The 19584-nt window shown below is 66.0% G+C and carries 14 protein-coding genes; 6 read left to right on the forward strand and 8 right to left on the reverse strand.

The window, feature by feature from the left end; genetic code table 11:
* Positions 1 to 57: 57 nt before the first annotated feature.
* Complete coding sequence (locus AC1C2O_RS05760) at positions 58 to 1188, reverse strand: YlbL family protein (protein WP_495429480.1); 1131 nt, start codon at positions 1186 to 1188, stop codon at positions 58 to 60.
* Positions 1189 to 1261: 73 nt separating this feature from the next.
* On the opposite strand from AC1C2O_RS05760, the gene AC1C2O_RS05765 reads away from it, so the two are divergent.
* Complete coding sequence (locus AC1C2O_RS05765) at positions 1262 to 2614, forward strand: zinc-dependent metalloprotease (RefSeq protein WP_495429481.1); 1353 nt, start codon at positions 1262 to 1264, stop codon at positions 2612 to 2614.
* Positions 2615 to 3412: 798 nt separating this feature from the next.
* Here the strand turns inward: AC1C2O_RS05765 and AC1C2O_RS05770 are convergent.
* The gene (locus AC1C2O_RS05770) at positions 3413 to 5134 is read right to left on the reverse strand and encodes an ATP-dependent helicase (RefSeq protein ID WP_495429482.1); all 1722 of its coding nucleotides are present in this window, start codon (positions 5132 to 5134) and stop codon (positions 3413 to 3415) included.
* Positions 5131 to 6012, reverse strand: coding sequence for an NAD(+) diphosphatase (gene nudC / locus AC1C2O_RS05775; protein ID WP_495429483.1), 882 nt, complete (start codon positions 6010 to 6012; stop codon positions 5131 to 5133). Before nudC ends, AC1C2O_RS05770 begins: the two co-directional genes overlap by 4 nt.
* Positions 6013 to 6076: 64 nt before the next feature.
* On the opposite strand from nudC, the gene AC1C2O_RS05780 reads away from it, so the two are divergent.
* Positions 6077 to 7393, forward strand: coding sequence for a phosphotransferase (locus AC1C2O_RS05780; RefSeq protein ID WP_495429484.1), 1317 nt, complete (start codon positions 6077 to 6079; stop codon positions 7391 to 7393).
* On the opposite strand, the gene AC1C2O_RS05785 is transcribed toward AC1C2O_RS05780, so the two are convergent.
* Together AC1C2O_RS05785 and AC1C2O_RS05790 are read right to left on the reverse strand one after the other, a co-directional pair.
* Positions 7339 to 10794 carry an ATP-dependent helicase gene (locus tag AC1C2O_RS05785; RefSeq protein ID WP_495429485.1) on the reverse strand — a complete coding sequence of 1152 codons (3456 nt, stop codon included), beginning with the start codon at positions 10792 to 10794 and terminating at the stop codon, positions 7339 to 7341. The two genes, AC1C2O_RS05780 and AC1C2O_RS05785, sit on opposite strands and share 55 nt — an antisense overlap.
* Positions 10791 to 14027 (reverse strand): ATP-dependent helicase, encoded by a 3237-nt coding sequence (locus tag AC1C2O_RS05790; RefSeq protein ID WP_495431684.1) that lies wholly within the window; start codon positions 14025 to 14027, stop codon positions 10791 to 10793. The genes AC1C2O_RS05785 and AC1C2O_RS05790 overlap by 4 nt, the downstream gene beginning before the upstream one ends.
* A gap of 163 nt (positions 14028 to 14190) precedes the next feature.
* Here AC1C2O_RS05790 and AC1C2O_RS05795 point away from each other — a divergent pair, with 163 nt between their 5' ends.
* Both AC1C2O_RS05795 and AC1C2O_RS05800 read left to right on the forward strand, forming a co-directional pair.
* Positions 14191 to 14415 carry a DUF3107 domain-containing protein gene (locus tag AC1C2O_RS05795; protein WP_495429486.1) on the forward strand — a complete coding sequence of 75 codons (225 nt, stop codon included), beginning with the start codon at positions 14191 to 14193 and terminating at the stop codon, positions 14413 to 14415.
* 6 nt (positions 14416 to 14421) lie between these two features.
* Positions 14422 to 14709 carry a hypothetical protein gene (locus tag AC1C2O_RS05800; protein ID WP_495429487.1) on the forward strand — a complete coding sequence of 96 codons (288 nt, stop codon included), beginning with the start codon at positions 14422 to 14424 and terminating at the stop codon, positions 14707 to 14709.
* An 18-nt stretch (positions 14710 to 14727) separates the two neighbouring features.
* Here the strand turns inward: AC1C2O_RS05800 and AC1C2O_RS05805 are convergent, their stop codons facing one another.
* Positions 14728 to 15438 carry a ferritin-like fold-containing protein gene (locus tag AC1C2O_RS05805; RefSeq protein WP_495429488.1) on the reverse strand — a complete coding sequence of 237 codons (711 nt, stop codon included), beginning with the start codon at positions 15436 to 15438 and terminating at the stop codon, positions 14728 to 14730.
* Positions 15439 to 15623: 185 nt separating this feature from the next.
* Between AC1C2O_RS05805 and AC1C2O_RS05810 the strand changes: the two genes are divergently transcribed.
* Positions 15624 to 17135 carry a DEAD/DEAH box helicase gene (locus AC1C2O_RS05810; protein ID WP_495429489.1) on the forward strand — a complete coding sequence of 504 codons (1512 nt, stop codon included), beginning with the start codon at positions 15624 to 15626 and terminating at the stop codon, positions 17133 to 17135.
* Between the two features lie 84 nt (positions 17136 to 17219).
* Here AC1C2O_RS05810 and AC1C2O_RS05815 read toward each other — a convergent pair whose 3' ends face one another.
* The gene (locus AC1C2O_RS05815) at positions 17220 to 18089 is read right to left on the reverse strand and encodes a PHP domain-containing protein (protein WP_495429490.1); all 870 of its coding nucleotides are present in this window, start codon (positions 18087 to 18089) and stop codon (positions 17220 to 17222) included.
* Between the two features lie 74 nt (positions 18090 to 18163).
* On the opposite strand from AC1C2O_RS05815, the gene AC1C2O_RS05820 reads away from it, so the two are divergent.
* Positions 18164 to 19180 carry an endonuclease/exonuclease/phosphatase family protein gene (locus AC1C2O_RS05820; RefSeq protein WP_495429491.1) on the forward strand — a complete coding sequence of 339 codons (1017 nt, stop codon included), beginning with the start codon at positions 18164 to 18166 and terminating at the stop codon, positions 19178 to 19180.
* A gap of 3 nt (positions 19181 to 19183) precedes the next feature.
* Here AC1C2O_RS05820 and AC1C2O_RS05825 read toward each other — a convergent pair whose 3' ends face one another.
* Positions 19184 to 19576 (reverse strand): DUF3054 domain-containing protein, encoded by a 393-nt coding sequence (locus AC1C2O_RS05825; RefSeq protein ID WP_495429492.1) that lies wholly within the window; start codon positions 19574 to 19576, stop codon positions 19184 to 19186.
* Positions 19577 to 19584 lie beyond the last annotated feature (8 nt).

Below are 19584 nucleotides of genomic sequence, written 5' to 3' on the forward strand. Positions count from 1 at the left end.
CTTTCCATCCTATGCGCCGCTGAATATGCGAAGGCTGTGCTTACGGTGACGGAGAGGTCACGATGCCGTGCATTTTGGCAGTGAATCGACGTCGCCGTCGTCGGCGATCACCTCGAGTGCACTCAAGGATTCTTCCAACGTCGCAGTGCTGATCACCTGCAGTCCGTCGGGGACATGACCGACGACCTCGTCGCAGTTCAACGACGGCGCCAGGAAGAAGTCGGCGCCCGCATCGCGTGCGCCGTAAAGCTTCTGCCGGATGCCGCCGATCGGACCGACCGCGCCCGTGGCATCGATCGTGCCAGTGCCGGCGATGTCGTTGCCGCCGGTCAGCTCACCCGGGGTGAGTTCGTCGACGATGCCGAGCGCGAACATCATTCCTGCGCTTGGCCCGCCGACATTGTCCAGCTGAATCGTCACGTCGATGGGGAAGTTGTATTCGGTGGTCAGAGTGATGCCGACCAGCCAGGTGTCCACACCGTTCGAGGTGCTGAGCTCCGGTGTGATCTCCACCTGCTGCTCTTCACCATCGCGACGCACGGTGAGCTGCGCCGCAGCACCTTCTCCCTCTTGGATGCTGGCCCGCAACTCGCTGGCGCTGCTGACTTCGGCACCGTCGATCGCCACGATCACATCGCCTTCGTCCAGCAGTCCCTCGGCCGGTGAATTCTCGATGGCAGCGACGACCTGCACTTCAGCGCCGGTATCAAAGCCGAGTTCCTGCAGCGCGGCAGCGGTCGCCTCGTGCTGAGAATCGACCATCAGCACCGCGTTCTGCTCGTCGCGCTGTTCGCTGGTGACCCCTTCGGGGAAAACTGAATCGAGGGGAACGACGGCGCGAGAGGAATCCGTCCATGCCAGCGCAAGCTCAAACCACGAGGGTGTGCGCTCACGGTTGCCGACGACCTGCACTGTTGTGAGGTTCAGGCTGCCACTCGTCTCGAAGGTCTCCGCACCTTCGATGGCGATGAGCGGCACCTGCTCGCCATCGGCACTGGCCGCAGTGCCCAGGGTGTCGTAGACGGGCCCCGGACGCTGAATCACGTACGGAGTCGGCAGGAATGTCAGCACGACGAGGGCGATAAGCGCAACGATGAGTGCCCAGACACCGAGTCCGACCCTGGGTGTACGGGAGTGAGACAAGTGGATCCTCCGTCGTTCGCGACCGGCGTACAGCGATCTGCTCATTGCGGGGCCGCTGGCCGACGCGTGCAACTAGCGTAGATGCCACAGCTAGCGACGTGCTGAGAGGGCGACCGACATGGCAGACAACGAACCGACCCCCGAGGACTTCCAGGAGTTCTTGCGCAAGATGATGTCCGGCGCGGACGGCGGAGACTTCGACCTGAGCGCTCTTCAAGACGCGCTAGGCGGCGCAGAGGGCCTCCAGCTCGATCCGGCGATGATGGCCGGACTCATGCAGCAGTTGCAGGGAGCTTTCAGCGGAGACCCGTGGGAGAACACGCTGCGCCAGGCCCTGCACATTGCCAACCGGGAGGGTCTGGGCATCACCGACGGCGCGCAAAGCTCGCTCGTAGATGCCTTCGCTCTGGCAAACCTCTGGTTGGGTGAGGCCACCACCATCTCTGAACTCTCAGAGACCCCAAAGGCTATGACTCGGGGCGAGTGGGTAGAAAAGACGCTTCCGGTGTGGAAAGAGATCGCAGGCCCCGTCTCGACCAGCATCGCTGACGCCCTCACCGGTGCCCTCGACACCCAGGTTCCGGAGGACATGCGCGACGCGATCCAGGGCGCGGGCAAACTGATGCGCGGACTCGGCTCTTCGGTGTTCGCCGCCCAGTTCGGCCAGGTGCTCGGCAATCTCTCTCTCGAGGTCGTCTCGGGCGGTGACGTGGGCATTCCAGTGCTGCCTGCCGGAACCGCCGCTGTGATCCCGCAGAACATCACCGCTTTCGGTGAGGGTCTGGAGATCCCCGAAGACCAGATCGCGTTGTATCTTGCGACCCGTGAGCTCGCCTATGCCCGCCTCTACCGGCACGCGAAGTGGCTGCACCTGCACGTGATGTCGCAGATCACGGACTTCGCCCGCGGAGTGACCGTCGATGTCGAGGCGCTCGAGGATGTCGCGAGTCGTCTTGACCCGTCGAACCCGGAAGAGCTTCGCGCCGCGATCGAGGGCGGCGCATTGCTGCCTGCGCAGACCGAGGCTCAGCGCGAAGCGCTCGCCCGTCTGGAGAACATCATCGCGACGATCGACGGTTGGGTGGATGTCGTCACCAACGAAGCGACCTCGCGGCTGCCCGACGGCGCGCGCTTGACGGAGGCCGCTCGTCGCCGTCGCGCGGTGGGAGGGCCCGCCGAGGATGCGCTCGGCGCACTGGTCGGCTTGAAGCTGCGTCCCAGACGCATGCGTGAGGCCGCCGCGATGTGGCAGAAGGTGACGGATGCCGTCGGCATCGCCGCCCGCGACGCGCTATGGGATTACCCGGACTTGCAGCCGACCGCTGCCGACATCGATGACCCCACTGCTCTGATCGAACGGCTACAGGCGCTCGCTCGTGGTGAAGCACCAGCAACAGACGAATTCGATGAAGCTCTGGCGCGGCTCCTCGATGGTGAGGACTTCACCGACGGCGACGAGAACCCGGTCTGACCGGGCGGTGGCATCACACGATGCACAGAGTTCTCCACTGATCGCGATTTCGCGCCCCGCCGCGAGCGCGCGATGAGCAGACTCGGGACATGTCCCCGATCACGCCGCCGACGCTGACTCGCCTCGATCCGGCGTACCCGCTGCTCTGGCGCGACGTCGACACGGTGCAGTTCGGGCTGGAGGGGCGGGTCTGCGTCCCCCTGTCTGAACCATGGGTCGAGCCGCTGCTACAAGCGATGAGGAACGGGTTCCGCCGCAGTTCCTTCGATGTGATCGCCCATGCTGCCGGCGCACCGAGAGATGCCGCCAGAGAACTGCTCGCGACGCTCCGACCGGTGCTGCGCACGGATGCTGCTCCCGTACCGCGGGTGTGGATAGAGAGCGTCAACATCGCGGATTCGCGAGTTGAAGCTCGCATGGAGAGCGCCCTCGCGGACGAAGGCGTTGCCACGACTGATCGTGCCGATCGGAATGCTGTGGCCATCGTGCTCCTGCACGGCGCAGCATCTGCTCATCAGCTCGGCCGTTATCTGCGCGACGACCTCATGCATCTTCCCATCGCGTTCGAACCGGGTGGAACCACCATTGGCCCGCTCGTGGTTCCAGGCCGTACCGCCTGCCTGTCGTGCCGTGATGCGCACGAACGAGACAGGGATTCAGCCTGGCCGGCCATGCATGCGCAGCTGGTCGCCGCGACGTCCACACCCATCACGGCCGCCCGCACCGCTGAAGCTGCGGGCCTCGCTGTGCGAATCCTCGCTGAACCGGGAAAGGCGAAGCGCACGAAATTCGTGCGGATCAGCCCCGACGGACGGCGCGTGTGGCGCGCGGTGACGTTTCACGAAGAATGCCGGTGCCGCGAGCATTCGTTCCGATCTCCTGAAGGAACCGCGAAGGCTGACGCTCCCCCCGCCCCGCTGCGCGCGACCACGAGAGATCCAGAGTCCGCGCGGCGCGCGTGACACCGACATACGCCAGCCGGCGTTCCTCATCGATCGCTTCGAAATCTTTCGCATAACCGATCGGCAACGCACCTTCTGCCCAACCGGCGAGGTGCACGTGTGGCCATTCCAGGCCCTTCGCCGCGTGCAGCGTCGACAGCGTCACCGTCTGCATGGTCGGCTCATGCTGGTCTTTCGCTCGAGCCATGAGCACCTCGCTGAACGAGCGGAGCGTCGTGTCGCTCGGCGCTTCTTCAGCGAGCCGCAGAATCGCGCGTCGCGCCTCCCAGCCATCACGCTGCGCACCTCCGGCCGCCGGCGGTTCGTCGCTCAGGCCGAGCTCGTGCATGACCCGCAGCACGTTGGGAAGGAAACCGCGTTCGGTCGGGGCCACGGATGCGCCGCGCAGTGCGAGCACGGCCTGGCGCACCTCCGGCATGTCGAAGAAGCGCTTGCCCCCAAGCACAGTCGACGCGATCCCTACTCCGCCTAGCGCCTGCTGAATCACGCCGGACTGCGAGTGCGCGCGGTACAACACGGCGATCTCCGAAGCGGAGGCACCCGCCTTGATCCTGGCGACGATCGCCGCGGCGATACCGGCTGCTTCCTCGGTCTCGCTGTCGTACGCAGTCACCGTGGGCGGTTCTGCCGTCAAAGATTCACGCGCCGCCACCAGCTCGAGGGCGCCGGGACGCCCCTTCATGAGGGCGTTGGCTGCGGCAAGGATCGGGGGCTGCGAGCGGTAGTTGGTCTCCAACCGCACCACGGTGGCATCCGGGTATCGGCGGCCGAAGTCCAGAAGGTACTTCTGATCAGCACCGGCGAACGAGTAAATCGTCTGGCTGGCGTCGCCGACGACGCAGAGGTCGCTCCGCTCTCCCAGCCACAACTCCAACAGGCGGTTCTGCAGTGGCGAGACGTCCTGGTACTCATCGACGGTGAAGTGGCGGTACTGCTCATGTACTGACGCCGCCACCCGCGGCTCTGCCTCCAGCATCCCTGCGCACGCCAACAGCACGTCCTCGAAGTCGAGCTGGCGGCGGTCGTCTTTGAGGATCTCGTATGCCTGCTGAAACTCGGCGAGCTGTTCGGTGCTCACCCGGCCGATGGAGCGACCGAGGGCGGCGTGTTGCTCGATCGAGAGCATCGAGACCTTGCGCCATTCGATCTCGCTTGCGATATCACGCAGGGTGGCCGTGTCCAGGCGCAGCCGCAGCTGCTCGCCGGCCTGGCCAAGCATGCGCACCTTGTTGTCGATGATGTTCGGCGCCGGCGAGCCGGCGAGCGTCGGCCAGAAGAAGTTCAGTTGCGAAAGAGCCGCAGCGTGGAAGGTTCGCGCGGCCACGCCTTCGACTCCGAGTGCTCGCAGGCGTCCGCGCAGTTCACCGGCTGCTTTCGCGGTGAATGTGACCGCCATCACGCGACTCGGAGAGTATGCGCCGGTGTCAACGCCGTGGGCGATGCGATGCGTGATCACGCGCGTTTTTCCCGTACCCGCACCGGCGAGCACGGCGACCGGCCCGCGCAGCACGGATGCCGCTTCCCGCTGATGTTCGTCGAGAGAGTCCAGTGCGCTCACTCGCGAGCCTCGTACCAGTCCTCGATCAGAGCCCTGGCGATGGATACCGGCCCTGGTAGCCCCACCGGTCCGTCACCGTTCATCGCGCTGGCAATCTCGGCACGCGTGAACCATCGCACGTCGACGATCTCCTCACCATCCGGGCGCGCGGCACGCTCATCGGATGCTGTCGCGCGAAAACCGACCATGAGTGAGCGCGGGTACGGCCACGGCTGCGAGGAGATGTATCGGACGCTGCTCAGCAAGACACCCGCTTCCTCTTCGATCTCGCGATGCACAGTCGACTCCAGCGATTCGCCGGCCTCCACGAATCCGGCAAAGCAGGAGTACATCCGGCCGTGCCAGTTCGCGTTGGCCCCGAGTAGCAGCTTCTCGCCGTCTTCGCTCTCCACCGCCACAATCACCGCGGGGTCGGTACGAGGGAAGAATTCATGACCGTTGTCGACGCACTTTCGCGACCATCCGCCCTGCCGCAGTTCGGTCGCTGAGCCGCACATCGTGCAGAAGCGCGCATCACGCAGCCACGACGCGAGCGTGACGGCTTCAACGAAGAGCTCAGTGTTCTCCGCGTCAAGCAGACCACCCGTGTCGCGCAGGCCCAGCCACGTTTCGGCAGGCGCGGAGTCGATGGAGTCTGTCAAGGGAGCAATCGCCGCGACGAGCACGGTGCTTCCGTCGCTGTGCCGACCCAGCAGCCCCCAGTCGGCGTCGCCGACCTCGGCAGGTGCCACAGTGAGCAGTGACCCGTCTTCGACGCGAACGCGTCCTTCACGGACCACAATCACACGGGCATCGTCTGAAGAACGCAGTGCCTCGAGGATCCCCGGTTCGTCACGGAGGTGTCCTGCGCGATCGAACTCAGCACGGCGAACAGTCATCGACTCCCTCTCTCGCAGGCGTGGCGTAGGCGATTCCACACCCGAGCCGACCTACCCTGGGGGCATGGCACGGTCTCCCTTTACTCTAGCGGCGGCGGTCACGGCCGCACTGCCCGGGGCGGAGGTCGTGGGCGCACGAACTCTGACCTCCGGTGGCGACGGACGGTTCGACTCTGCGGTGGCGACGCTCGCAGACGGAAGCGAAGTCGCGATCCGCGTCGGCGATGACGACGAGACAGCGCGAGAGCTCGCTGCGGAATCAATCGCGCTGCGCGCGTTGACTGCCGGTGCTCGAGCAATGCTGCCCTTCAGCGCTCCGGAATACTTCGGGGAGGCGCTGCTTGCCGAAGGCCGCGCACTCGTCACTGGGCTGCTGCCCGGTTTCCAGATCGAAGCTGGCCACGTACCGGGTGGCCGAGGTGCTGCCGAGTCGATGGGTGCGTCGATTGCCGCGGTGCACGCACTTCCGGCATCCGTGGTGCGCAGTGCCGGACTCACCGCGCGCAGTGCCGAAGAGTCGCGGGAAGACATCCGCCAGCTGGTCGATCGCGCTGCGGCGACGGGTCGCGTACCCGCACGTCTGACGGTTCGCTGGCGCGAGGCCGTCAGCGACGACGATCTATGGCGGTTCGAATCTGCCGTGACCCTCGGCGGCACCCAGGCGACATCGTTCCTCTTCGAGGATGACCCAGAGCAGGGGCCTGCAGTCGTTGGCATCGTGAACTGGCACGGGCTATCGCTGGGAGACCCCGCCGTGGATCTGGCCTGGCTTTCATCCGCTCCGGATGCCGCCGGCGACGTCCATGCGGCGTACGCTGCGGCATCCAACAGAGCACCGGATAACGCACTCGCTGTGCGCGCCCGACTTTTGGCCGAGCTGGAGTTCGCTCGGTGGCTCGTGCACGGCGACGTGCTGCGACGCCCCGACATCATGGATGACGCGACGTCGTTGCTCAATTCGTTGTCTGAGGGGCTACGTGAACGCGATCTCTCGGTGATCGCGGCGCGCAGCGAAGGCGTCGATTCGGCAATGGATGCGCTGAGTCATGTACCAGCAACGGCGGCGGCAAGCATCAACACTTCGATGCAGACCGATGCGTATAACCCGCATGACCTGCTGCCCGGTGAGGACACCGCCGAGGTGGTCGTGGGCGACGCCACCGAAGATCTCAGTGATGTCGCAGCGTCGGACCTGCTGCCGAGGGATGGAGCGGATGCTGAATCCGCAGAGCTCCCGCTCGCTGAGCGCGTAGAAAAGACAAAACCCGAAAGCTCGTCAGGAAATGTTTCTGGGGATGGGTCAGGAAGCGATCCAGCCGAGGAGGCTCAGCGTGCAGCGCGCGCAGCGCTCCAACGCTGGACCAACTCTTCCTCCGAGTAGACCCGGTCGCCGCGGAGGACGAGGTCGTCGGCGACGTAATACAGCGCGACGTCGATCTCTTCCAACGGAACGCCGAAACGGCGATGATAGGCGAGGCGATAAAGCGCGAGCTGCAGCATCCGCTCGTCTCGCTCTGCCGAGGTTCGCGGCGCTTTCCCTGTCTTCCAGTCCACGATCTCGATGCGCCCACCGCGGTCTTCGCGTCGGTAGACCGCATCGAGCTTGCAGATCATGATGTGACCTGCACCCGCCTCACTGTCTGTGAGTGCACTGTCTGTGGATGCACCCAGCGCGAAGTCGATCTCGATCTCCACCGCGATGGGTTTGAGCGTGGCCCATTCGCTGGCTTCGAAGATCTCACGTAGGCGTTCGAGATCTGCAGCATCCGCCGCCGAGGCGTTCCAGACGTCGGACTGCTCCTCGTCGATCTCCCACAGCGCACTCTCGGGGCTCGGCGCCGTGCCGACAAGACCGGATCGATGCTCGACCCACGCGTGGAACAGTGTGCCGAGCCGGGTCTGCCGGTAGGGACGCTCCGGCATAGGGCGCGTGAGCCCGCGCACGGTGCCGTCGTAGTCGGTGACGTAGTCCTTGAACCGTGACGCAGGCACGCGGGTCGGTGCGCCAGCGGTGATTCCGCGTTGACGTTCGGCGCGTTCGGCGAGTAGCCGTCGGAGCAGGTCGGTCGGCTCTGCGGCATCCCGTTCGAAGGCCTCACTCACTGCCGACGCCGCACTCACGACCTTCTCACGACGTGACCCGAGCGGGTCGATGGGCCAGACGCTCGTCTTGCCCTCGCCCTCGTAGGGGTTTTCGTCCTCGTCGATCTCGGTGATCGGATCAACCCCGATGATCTCGAAGGCCTCACGAAGGAATGGCCCGGGCCCCCGCGGTTTCTTCTGTCCCGCCCAATGGGATCCACTGAGCATTAGGTCGGTGCGCGCACGGGTGACGGCGACGTAGCCGAGCCGCCGTTCTTCCTGCTGCTGGTAGTCGCGATACGCGTCTTTGAACACCGTGATCGCGCCGGGGGTCGTCTTGCTCGCGCTCGTGAGCGAGGCGATGCCGGCTTTGAGGCGCTTCTGCGGATCGAGTTCCTCTTCGACTGGCGGAAACCAGGTGAACTTCGGCAGGGCGGCGCTGTCGCCGCGCAGGGCAAATGGGAGCACGCCGAATCCAAACCAACCGGAGGTATCGCTCGGACGCGAAGGAAGCTCTCCGTCGACCATGCGCACGACTGCGACGGCGTCCCATTCGAGTCCTTTGGAACCGTGGATCGTCAGCAACTGCACGACACCGGGTTCCGGTGGCTCCGGGCGCGGCATGAGCTCGTCGGTGCTTTCAGCCTTGTCGAGCCAGGCGAGCAGGCTCCCGATCGTGCCGCGGTCGTCTGCGGCGAGGAACGCACGAACCTCGTCGGTGAAAGCGCGCAGCTGGGTGGCTGCGACACGTGCCGGTCCGCGCGTCTCGTTCGCGGCGAGTTCGATGTCGAGACGGAGCTCGAGCTCAATGAGGCGGATCAGCTCGGGAATCGGCTGGCCCGCGGCGCGCCGCAGGCGTTCGAACATCTCCCCCGCCGCACGGATCCGTCCGCGACCTTCGGGCGTGATGCCTTCTAGGAGCCGGTAATCGTCACGGAGCCCTCGGACCACGTCGACAGCATCCACTATCGACACCGCTTCGTCGGCGCCACGAGATGCGCGAATGCGGGCACGGAGCTCCTCCGGCAGCGGCAGTAGCCCGCTGTCACGGCGGGAAAGCTCGCTCGCCAGCGAATATAGCGCCCCCATGTCGGCCACCCCGACGCTGAAGCGCGGACCGACCAGGAGGCGGATTAGCGGAGACCCAGCGTTCGGGTCGTGGATGACGCGCAGCGCAGAGAGCACGTCGACGACCTCGGGTGTCGCCAGCAGACCGCCAAGGCCGAGGATCCGGTGCGGGATGCCGCGGGCGGCAAGCGCCTCGGCGAAGGTCTGCATGTGCCGCTTGGAGCGGAACAGGATCGCACCGGTATGCGGCTTTGCCATGTCTGCATGCGCGGCGCGGCGCTCGGCGAACCAGACCGCGACCGCAGCTGCCTCATCGTGCACGGTGAGCGGATAGCGAACCTCGACGGCGCCAGCTCCTGCGCCGGGCCGCGCTTCCAGCGGCGGCACTTCGAGTCCTGGTCGCCGCAGCGGCTTTAGCACCTCGTTGGCGATGTCGAGGATCGAAGTGTCGTTACGCCAGCTCGTCATCAGGCTGTAGCTCTGCGCGGGCTGCTCGGCCGCGAACGTGCGGGCGAAGGCGTAGAGGTTGTCCGCGCTCGCGCCGCGCCAGCCGTAGATCGACTGATGTGGGTCGCCCACAGCCATGACCGCCGAATCACGGAACAACGCAGCGAGGAACTGCGTCTGAATCACCGAGGTGTCCTGATATTCGTCCAGGAGCACGACGCGGTGCTGCTCACGAAGAGCGTCGCGCACATCTGGGGACGACTCGACGATGTCGAAGGCGCCGCTGACTTGATCGGCGAAATCGAGCACGCCGCGACGGTGCTTCTCAGTGATGTACTCGCGCACGAGCGCGGTGAGCGTGGGCAGCGAGAGTAGGTTGTCGGCGATCTTCGCGACGGTGTCGCTACTCCGGTACGGATCGAACGCCCTGGCCTGCTCCGTGGCGATGCGCTCGGCGCGCCCGAGATCGGCGCGATGGTCGAGTGCGTCGCCGGCTAGTCGCTGCACGGCGTCGACGACCGTCGCCACAGACAGGTCGATGTCCTCGAGCTGCGGCAGGTCTGCGCGCAGGACAACCTCGCGCGCCAGCATCCAGGACGCAGCCTGGCTGAGCATAGCGACATCAGGGTCGCGGCCGATCCGCGCTGCGTGCTCGCGGACGATCGAGTCCGCGAAAGCGTTGTATGTCGAGACCCGCGGTCGGACCAGTAGGTCGTCTGCGGTGCGGGGAGCGGTCTGATCCCACCCGGTGCCGTACTTCTCAGCCAACTCGTCGAGCACATGCGCGCGCACCGTGTTCTTCTGCGCGGCCGTGGTGGCCGCATCCACGCGCGCCAGCGCACCGGATGCCACAATCTCCGGCACGTGCGACAGCAGCCCGCGGCGGCCGAACTCATCAATGACCGTGAGCCGTGCGCCGATGCGTTCGGCCAACTCACCCGCCGCCTTACGGGTGAATGTGAGTCCGAGGATCTCGTCACGACGCACGTGCCCATTGGCGACGAGCCAAACCACGCGCCCCGACATCGTCTCGGTCTTGCCGCTGCCGGCACCCGCGACGACGAGCGCGGGCGTCGGCGGCGCCTCGATCACGCGCTGCTGCGCTGCCGTCGGCGAGGGCTGCCCGAGAGCAGCTGCGACGTCGAGCGCGGACAGCCCTGGTCCTTCGAGCCACGTGGGGATCATGCGCTCACCGCCGGGACAGTGTGGATACGGCACGGCTGCACACGCCACTGCACGTCGGCGCAGTGCGCCTCAACATGCGCGGTGAAGCCGTTCCCCGACATGCCCTTGGCAGCATCAGCGAGGCGGTTCAGGAAGCGCGTGCGATCCTCGCCCTGGAGAGTGTGCTGATGAGCGACCCGGTAGTCGCTGCCGGATAGCGTCTTGGCGACGAGCACCAGCCGGGCGCCGGTTAGCGCCGCAGCATCCGCACCCTCGACGAGTCCTTGCTCGACCGCGACCTGATACGCCGCGAGTTGCGCATGGTCGATGACCTTGCCGTCGGATTCCGGTTCGTATTTCCCAGTCTTCAGATCGACGACGACCACACGCTCCCCATTCGCTCCCTCACCCATCGATGTGAAGCCACGACCGCGGGCAGCGGCGTGTTCACCGCCCGCTCGCGGATAGACCTCGACCCGGTCGATGAACCCGTGCACGACTGCGCGGTGCGGGCCGCCTGCCTCATCACCGACGTGCACTGCGGGCTCCTCTTCGGATTCTTCTGCGAGCACGTCGACCGCGAAGCGGAACTCGACTTCGCTCGCGAGCACACTCCCGTGCTCATCCGCGACCGTGCCCAGATAGGAGTGCAATCGGTCGACGTACAGCTCGGCCCTGCGGCGTTCCTTGCGCCCAATCCACTCGGTCTCGAACTCAAGCTCCGGCCAATGTTGGGCGACGACCGCACGCATTTTCTCGAGCTCGCCGTCCGACGCCGTCTCCATCGCCGCGTGGATGATCGTGCCGATACCCGCCGATGGCGGCAGCACAGTGTCGCCACCGAGGGCAGCGATCGCCCAGTTCAGCTCGCACTCCTCGAACGACTCCATCTTCGACGGGGAGACGCGTGCCGCCTCGACCTCCAGATCGTGCAGCGGCGCCGACGTCGACGGTGCGGTGCTGCCGTACCACTCGCTGGGAGCAGCGCCTGGAACCTCGGCTTCGGCAAGCAGACGGAGCTGCTGCGCAGCCTCCGCTCGCGTGGTCGGATCGGTCGCACTTGTCAGCGTGCGCCGATATCTAGCGACCAGTCCGCGCAGGGTCAGCGGATGCTCGGATGCCGGATGCTCCGACAGCGGCGGCGGCACCGGCAGAAACGAGAAGAAGGCGCTCGGGCCCGTCGTGTCATCGTCGACAGCGGTGACCACGATGCGCGATCGCGCGCGGGACACCGCGCGTACGAACAGCCGCAGCTCATCGTGGAGGGCCTCGCGACGGCGGTCGAGCGCTCCCGGCGCCGCGGCGGGGATGCCCGCGCGTACGGCGGTCACGGCATCTGCCAGCCGCCAGGTCTCGAGCATGCCACCGCGCAGACGGGTGTTCGGCCAGACACCGTCCTGCACGCCCGAGACGATGACCGCATCGAACTGTGTGCCCAGCGCGGTCGCCGGAGTCAGCAGCGTCACCAGTCCCGGACGATCAGGGGTGGAAAGCGTGTCCTCCGGCACTTCGCTGTCGAGGATCTCACGCACGAACGTCTCCGGACGCTCGTCGGGCGTGCGCTCGACGAAGCGCTTGGCCGCGTCGAACAGCGAGACCAGCGCATCGAGCGCGCGGGAGGTCTCACCTCCGCCTGGTTGATCGGAACTCTCGCGCCAGTGCTTCTGCAGCTTCGAGCCGTCAATGGCGCGCGCATCGTCCCAGATGCGCCAGAGCAGCTCGTGGATCGTCTCCCCCGCATTTGCTGCGGCGGTCGTCTCTGCCAGAGTCTTTGCGAGGCGCGCGGCGACGCGCGCCTCCGGGGCATCGATGAAGGTGAAGGCCAGAGGATTCACCATCGCTTCACGCAGCAGCTCTGATGCCGGCGTCGAGCCTCCCTCGGCCAGCTCTGCGTGACGCATGCGTGCGCGCAGCCGACGCAGACCTACGGCATCCATCCCGCCGAACGGCGAGCGCAGCGCCTCGACGAGATCCTCAACCGAGCGATGCTCGATCGGGGTTAGCGCGAGTCGCACGATGCCGACGATGTCGCGTACTACGCCCTCGCTACCGAGTGGACGTTGCACGCCGGCAGCTCTGGTCGGCACCTCGCGTGCGGCGAGCTCGGTTTCGAGCATCATGACCTGGCGGGTGTCGTGGGCGATGATGGCCATGTCGCTCCAGGCAACGCCGTGGCTGAGGTGCCAGTCGCGTAGCGTGCCCGCGATCCGATCGACCTCTTCATAGGGGGATGACGCGAGGAAGGTCTGCACGGCGGGATCAGGGGTCTCGTGAGCCGGCCCGGGCGCACGGCGGTGTTCCACGCGCCCGGCGACGCCGATCGCCTGAGTGACGGTGCGGGTGAGGTCGCTGAGCGGCTGCGACTGCCGGTGCGGGGTATCTAATACGAACACCTGGCCGAGCACCCCGGAGAGATCGTTGAACAGCTGCGGACTCGCGCCGCGAAAGGCCCCGGACGAGATGTCCGGATCGCCGAATGCCAGCACGGCGATGCCTCGTTCGCGGAGCGCCTGCACGAGGGTGACGCCGCCGCGGGTGATCTCCTGCGCGTCGTCGATCAGTACGACCCGCAGCGGCGCGAGCGGGCCGAGGGTCGCAGCATCCGCTTCTCGAAGAATCGCAGCTGCCTCGCTGACCAGATCGGCGGCGTCGCGATAGGAGGTGCGCATGCCCGCGAGCACGGCACGGTATTCGTCGATGAACAGCCCGGCGGAGCGCCAGACCGGACGATCGGAGGCCCGCAGTTCCTCGGGCAGCACGCCCAGCTCGGTGCACTCGGCCAGAAAGGCGCGCAGTTCGGAGCGGAAGCCCTTCGACGCGCGTACCGCCGGACTCAGCGTCTCGGGCCAGCGGCTCTCGAAGCCGGCAGCCTCATCTTCGGCGTCGCCACCGAGCAAATCGGCGATGATGCGGTCTTGGTCGGCGCCGGTCAGTAGCGCAGGAGGGTCTTCCCCCGCACGCACCATCGCACCGCGCACGACCTGGAAGGCCAGTGACCCCAGTGAGCGGGCCAGCGGGCCCGGTGTCGCCTGCGCGATGCGCACCCCGATCCGGTCACGCAGGACGGTGGCCGCCTGACGGTTCGGAGTCAGCGCCAGCACCTCTTCGGGGGCGAGTGCGCCGTCGCCGCTCAAAAGGCGCACAACACGGTCGATGAGCGTCTGCGTCTTTCCTGTTCCCGGAGCGCCGATGATGACCCCGGATGCCTCAACAGGTGCGTCCACAACTGCGCGCTGTCCGGCATCCTGTGTCATGTCATCCACGTTATCGGCAGCCTCGGACACCGCCGGACACCGATCCGAAGGTGCTCACACAACAGACTTGTGCGCCCACGGCGAAACCGACGCCATGCCCGGATCCGGTCCGTTCGCGCCGGGGTAGAGTTGGGCGCAGTCCCCGAATCTTCAAGGAGCACGCGTGGAAATCCGCATCGGCATCATCAACACCGGCCGCGAACTGAACTTCGAGACCTCTACTAGTGCGGACGACGTCCGCACCCAGGTCGCCGCGGCTCTCGAGCAGAACACCGCGCATGTGAGCTTCACCGATGTCAAGGGCAACTCCTACATCGTTCCGACGGCGAACCTCGCCTACATCGAGCTGGGCACTGAAGAGTCGCGTCGCGTCGGTTTCGTCGCCTGACCCGCGATGTACATCCTTCTCGCGCTCATCGCAGTGTGCGCGCTGGGCATCGCCGTGCACTATCTTTTGCCTGACCGCATGCTGCGCGGCGTCGTCCTGATCCCCGCGATCGCGACGGCCGCCTCAGCTGTCATCTACACGGTGATGCAGTGGGCGGGAGCCGGTCAGGACAATGGCTGGCTGTGGCTGTCGAGCATCGTGGGCGCTACGGTGATCGCCGGTGTGGTGGGCTACCTGCTGACGCTCTCGCGTCGCAATTCGGATGCCGCACAGAAGGCTGCCCTCGGCGTCTGAGGTTCGCCTCGACTAGTACTACGCGGCAAGCCCCATCGCATCCATGCGGCGCGCGTGCGCGCCCATGAGCTCGGTGTAGACCGGCTCGACGCGGTCCTCGTTCACTGCGAGGCGCTCTGGCCGAAGTGCCTGCTTCGCGACGAGCAACGTGTCGCCGACGAGCCTGCGAGCCCACATCGACAGCAGTGAGCGCCACTCGTTGTCGATCTCGATCGTCTGCTTCAAGATTGACACGATCTCTCCGGTGTCGTCGTCTTCGCTGAGGATGTTTGCGACGCGCTGCCCCGTCGCGCCGTAGCTGGAGGCAAGGGCGATGTAGAAGTCATCCAGCATCCCGGCCGTGATGTAGACCGCAAGGAGAGTCTCCCTCGGACGAACGCCGATGGTCTTCCGACGGAACGCGTCGAGGTGCTCGCGGAATGGGAGCATGATCTCGGTCGGGTCTTCCCCCAGCTCGCGGATGACCTCGACGATGCCATGGTGCTTACTGAGGGCTGCTCCGGCAGCGCGCGCGAGGGCGCCCTTCTCTTCGAGCTCAGGTGTCGCGCGGATGAGCCGCGTAAGTGTTTCGAAGTACCCGAGCTGCAGGTACGCTGCCTGGCCGAGAAAACGATTCAGCTCGGGGGCGAGTTCGGCGAAATCCACCCTGGTCGCGTCGCCGAGCTCTCCGCGACTGCGGAGCGTCAGGTTACGTCGGGGGGTGTCTCGCTGCCAGAACCACTTCACCACTCGTTCAGACTACCTGCGCGCGGTGTACGCATCTGGAATCCACGTGGTTTTGCGCCCCTCGGGTACGCTTGAGGTGCCCCTGCCGTAGGAGCAGGGCCCCGCGCCTGTGGCACAAGAGACGGCGTGGATCCGTAACGAGGCGCTCCCTTCTCATCTGAAGGCCGCCGGACAGGCAAATAAATCAAGTGACAACTTTCGCTGATCTAGGTATCGATCAGGACATCGTCGACGCAATCGCTGCCAAGGGCATCATCGACGCGTTCCCCATCCAGGAGCAGACCATCCCCCTCGGCCTCCCCGGCCAGGACATCATCGGCCAGGCCAAGACCGGTACCGGTAAGACTTTCGGCTTCGGCGTGCCCGTCGTCCAGCGTCTCGGTAAGAACCCGGAACCCGGCGTCAAGGCACTCATTGTCGTGCCGACGCGTGAACTCGCCGTGCAGGTCTACGAAGACATCGACCTGCTCACCAGCAATCGCTCCACCAGCGTCGTCGCCATTTACGGCGGCAAGGCATATGAAGGCCAGATCGACCAGCTCAAGGCTGGCGCGCAGATCGTCGTCGGAACCCCGGGTCGCTTGATCGACCTCGCCGGCCAGCGCCTGCTCGATCTGTCGAACGCGACAGAGGTCGTGCTCGACGAGGCAGACAAGATGCTCGACCTCGGCTTCCTCGCTGACATCGAGAAGATCTTCCAGAAGGTGCCCGCTGTCCGCCACACGCAGCTGTTCTCGGCGACGATGCCCGGCCCGATCGTGGCCCTCGCCCGCCGCTTCATGACCAACCCGATCCACATTCGGGCGAATGACCCCGACGAGGGTCTGATGCAGGCGAACATCAAGCACCTGGTGTACCGGGCGCACTCGCTCGACAAGGACGAAGTCATTGCCCGCATCCTGCAGGCCGAAGGCCGCGGCAAGACGGTGATCTTCACCCGCACCAAGCGTGCGGCCCAGCGCCTCGTGGATGAACTCGGTGACCGTGGCTTCAACGTCGGCGGTGTGCACGGCGACATGGGCCAGGAGCAGCGCGAGCGCTCGATGGCAGCGTTCAAGGCAGGCAAGCGCGATGTGCTCGTCGCGACGGATGTCGCCGCCCGCGGCATCGACGTCGACGACGTGACCCACGTGATCAACCACACGATCCCGGACGAGGACAAGACTTACCTGCACCGCGCCGGTCGCACAGGCCGCGCGGGCAAGACCGGAATCGCGGTCACGTTCGTCGATTGGGATGACCTGCACAAGTGGGCACTCATCAACCGGGCACTCGAGTTCGGCCAGCCCGAGCCCATGGAGACCTACTCGTCGAGCCCGCACCTCTACGAAGACTTGAACATCCCGGTGGGCACCAAGGGCCGTCTGACTACGGCGCCCAAGACGCAGGCTGTGAAGACGCAACGCACGCCGCGTCCGGAGCGCGCTGCAGATGCCGCCGCTGAACAGGGTTCCGGCGAGAGCGGCACCCGTCGGCGTCGCCGCCGCGGCGGGTCGGGCGAAAAGGTCGGCTCGACCTTCGCCGAGGGTGCGCCCACCGAAGCGCCGGCATCGTCCGATGCGGCTCCTGCAGCCGACCGCGACGCCGAGGGCGCTGGCACTCACGATGGCAAGGGCGGTGAGCACCACGACGGCAAGTCCGCCCCGCAGCGCCGCCGTCGCCGTCGCCGCTCAGGTGGTGCTGCGCCAGCCGGCGCGTAGGTTCTGATTCGAAAGGGCGGATGCTTCGGCGTCCGCCCTTTCGTGTGCCTGAGCGACGAACGAGGCCGAGCAGCGAACGAACGCTCAGGGGTAGCGCGGCGGGGTCCCGGTGGCCTGGGCGATGATGCGCGCGACCATCTCGTCGCTCGTGGTGTTCTCCCCCGGCAGGTTGGGCTTTCCGGAGCCGTGATAGTCACTGGAGCCGGTCACGATGAGGTCGTGCTTCGCCGCCAGATCACGCAGAATCCGCTTGCCCTGCGCCGTGTTCTCACGATGGTCGATCTCGAACCCGCCGAGGCCAGCGGCGATGAGACGTTCAACGAAGCTGAGCGGCATCATCCGGTCGCGTCCTGCGGTCACGGGGTGTGCGATGACGGCGACTCCTCCGGCGTCCGTGATGAGCCCGACTGCGGTCAGCGGATCCGGTGCGTAGTGCGGCTCGTAATACCCTTCGCGCGGGTGCAGGATGCCGTCGAACGCCGCCGATCTGTCCCGGACGATACCGCGGGCGACGAGCGCATCAGCGATGTGCGGGCGGCCGACGGTGGCATCCGCCGTTGTCTGCTCGACGACGTCATCCCAGGTGAGGTCGTAGTCACGGCCGATGTTGCGAACGATGCGCTCGGCCCTTCCGAGCCGATCCTCGCGGATGCGATCAGTCTCAGCGCGCAGCGCAGCATCCTCTGGGTCGAAGAGGTATCCGAGCACATGCACACTGCGCCACTCATACTTCGACGACAGCTCCATTCCCGGCAGGAAGGTCATGCCGAGCGATGCCGCTGCCGCTGTGGCCTCGCCCCACCCTGTGGTGCGATCGTGATCGGTGAGCGCGAGCGTTCGGATGCCGTGGGCATGGGCCTGACGCACCACTTGCCCAGGGTTCTCGGTGCCATCCGAGTGGTTGGAATGCAGGTGCAGATCGTTGGGTCCTCGGAAGCGCTGCACGTCTGTCATGCTTCGACATTACTGCCGTCGGCATGCACTGAGGCGGCAGGGGTTTCACAGTGAGCGCCCGTAGGCTGGGAGTGATGTTTCGACTGCTGGGGATCCTGATCACGGTGCTGTTCGCGATTGCGACGGCGATCGTCGTGTGGCCGCAGTTCTTCCAGCTCGAGCAGACATTCCCGATTGCGCAGTTGGTCGCCGTCCGCGGTGCGGTACTGGGCGGATTCCTCGTGATCGCGGTGGTCTCACTGCTGCTGTTGTTTGCACGGCCGCTGCGGGGGTTTGCAGCATCCTTTCTGATCATCTCCCTGGTGGGCGCTGTCGCCATTGGCGGGATCGGAGCGATGCGCGGTTTCGGCACCGGAACGATGCCTGAGAAGTCTGAGGACAGCGTGCGCGTGCTCACGTGGAACACTGCCGGGGAAGCAGTCTCGGCCGAGACGATCGCCGACACCATCCTCACGCAGCAGGTCGATGTGGTCACACTGCCGGAGACAGCGGAATCCGTCGGCGAGCGCATCGCGATAATGCTGCGTGAGCAGGGGCATCCGATGTGGGTGCACCACGTGCAGTTCGGCAACGTCGACAATGGCCCGCAGGCGTGGGAGACGACGATCCTCATCTCCCCCGAGCTGGGCGACTACACGGTGATCGCCTCTTCACAGGACGGCACCAGCAACACCAGTTCAGTGCCGAGCGCAGTCGTGATGCCGGTGGACAGTACTGGCCCCACGATCGTGGCTGTGCACGCCGTCGCGCCGCGCATCGAAGACATGGCGCACTGGCAGTCGGATCTGAAGTGGATCGCGGATCAGTGTCCTGCAGGTGATTTCATCCTCGCCGGAGATTTCAACGCAACGATCGACCATATGTCGACGCTCGGTGTAGAAGGCGGCGATATGGGCTACTGCCGAGACACAGCTACGCGCACCGGAACCGGGTTCACGGCGACATGGCCGGCTTCCTTCCCCGAACTCGTGGGTGCGCCGATCGACCATGTCATGGCAAGCCAGAACTGGGAACCGACAGGATCGCTTGTGCTGGATGCGTCTGGGAGCGATCACAGGGCACTGGTTGTGCAGCTGGAGCCGACGGACTGAGGCTCAGCGCACCCGCACTCGCCGTACGAGCGCCAGCACTGCACGCCACCCGAGCAGGAAAAGTGCGAGCACCAGGGTTGCGACGATGACGAACGGCAGCGCCGTTCCCTGACCGCTGAGTGCGCGCAGCAGCAGACCGACGATCACGGTGACGGCCCAGATCATCGTGCCCGCCGGCATCCGGTCTGCGCGTCCTCGCCGCACGAGCACAACAGCGTGTGCGCCGAGAACGGCGATGAGGAATGGCCATGTTGTGTTCAGCAGGCCGGGAATATCGCTGAAGATGCCTTCAGCGTGTGAAAGGCGACCGATCACGCAGAACACGGCAACGAAGACCACGTCGATCACGATTGTGAGGGGCGTAGAGAATCGTGGCGCGGCGGTGTTGCTGGTCATGTTCCCCA

This window comes from Microbacterium sp. Y355, from assembly GCF_059445345.1.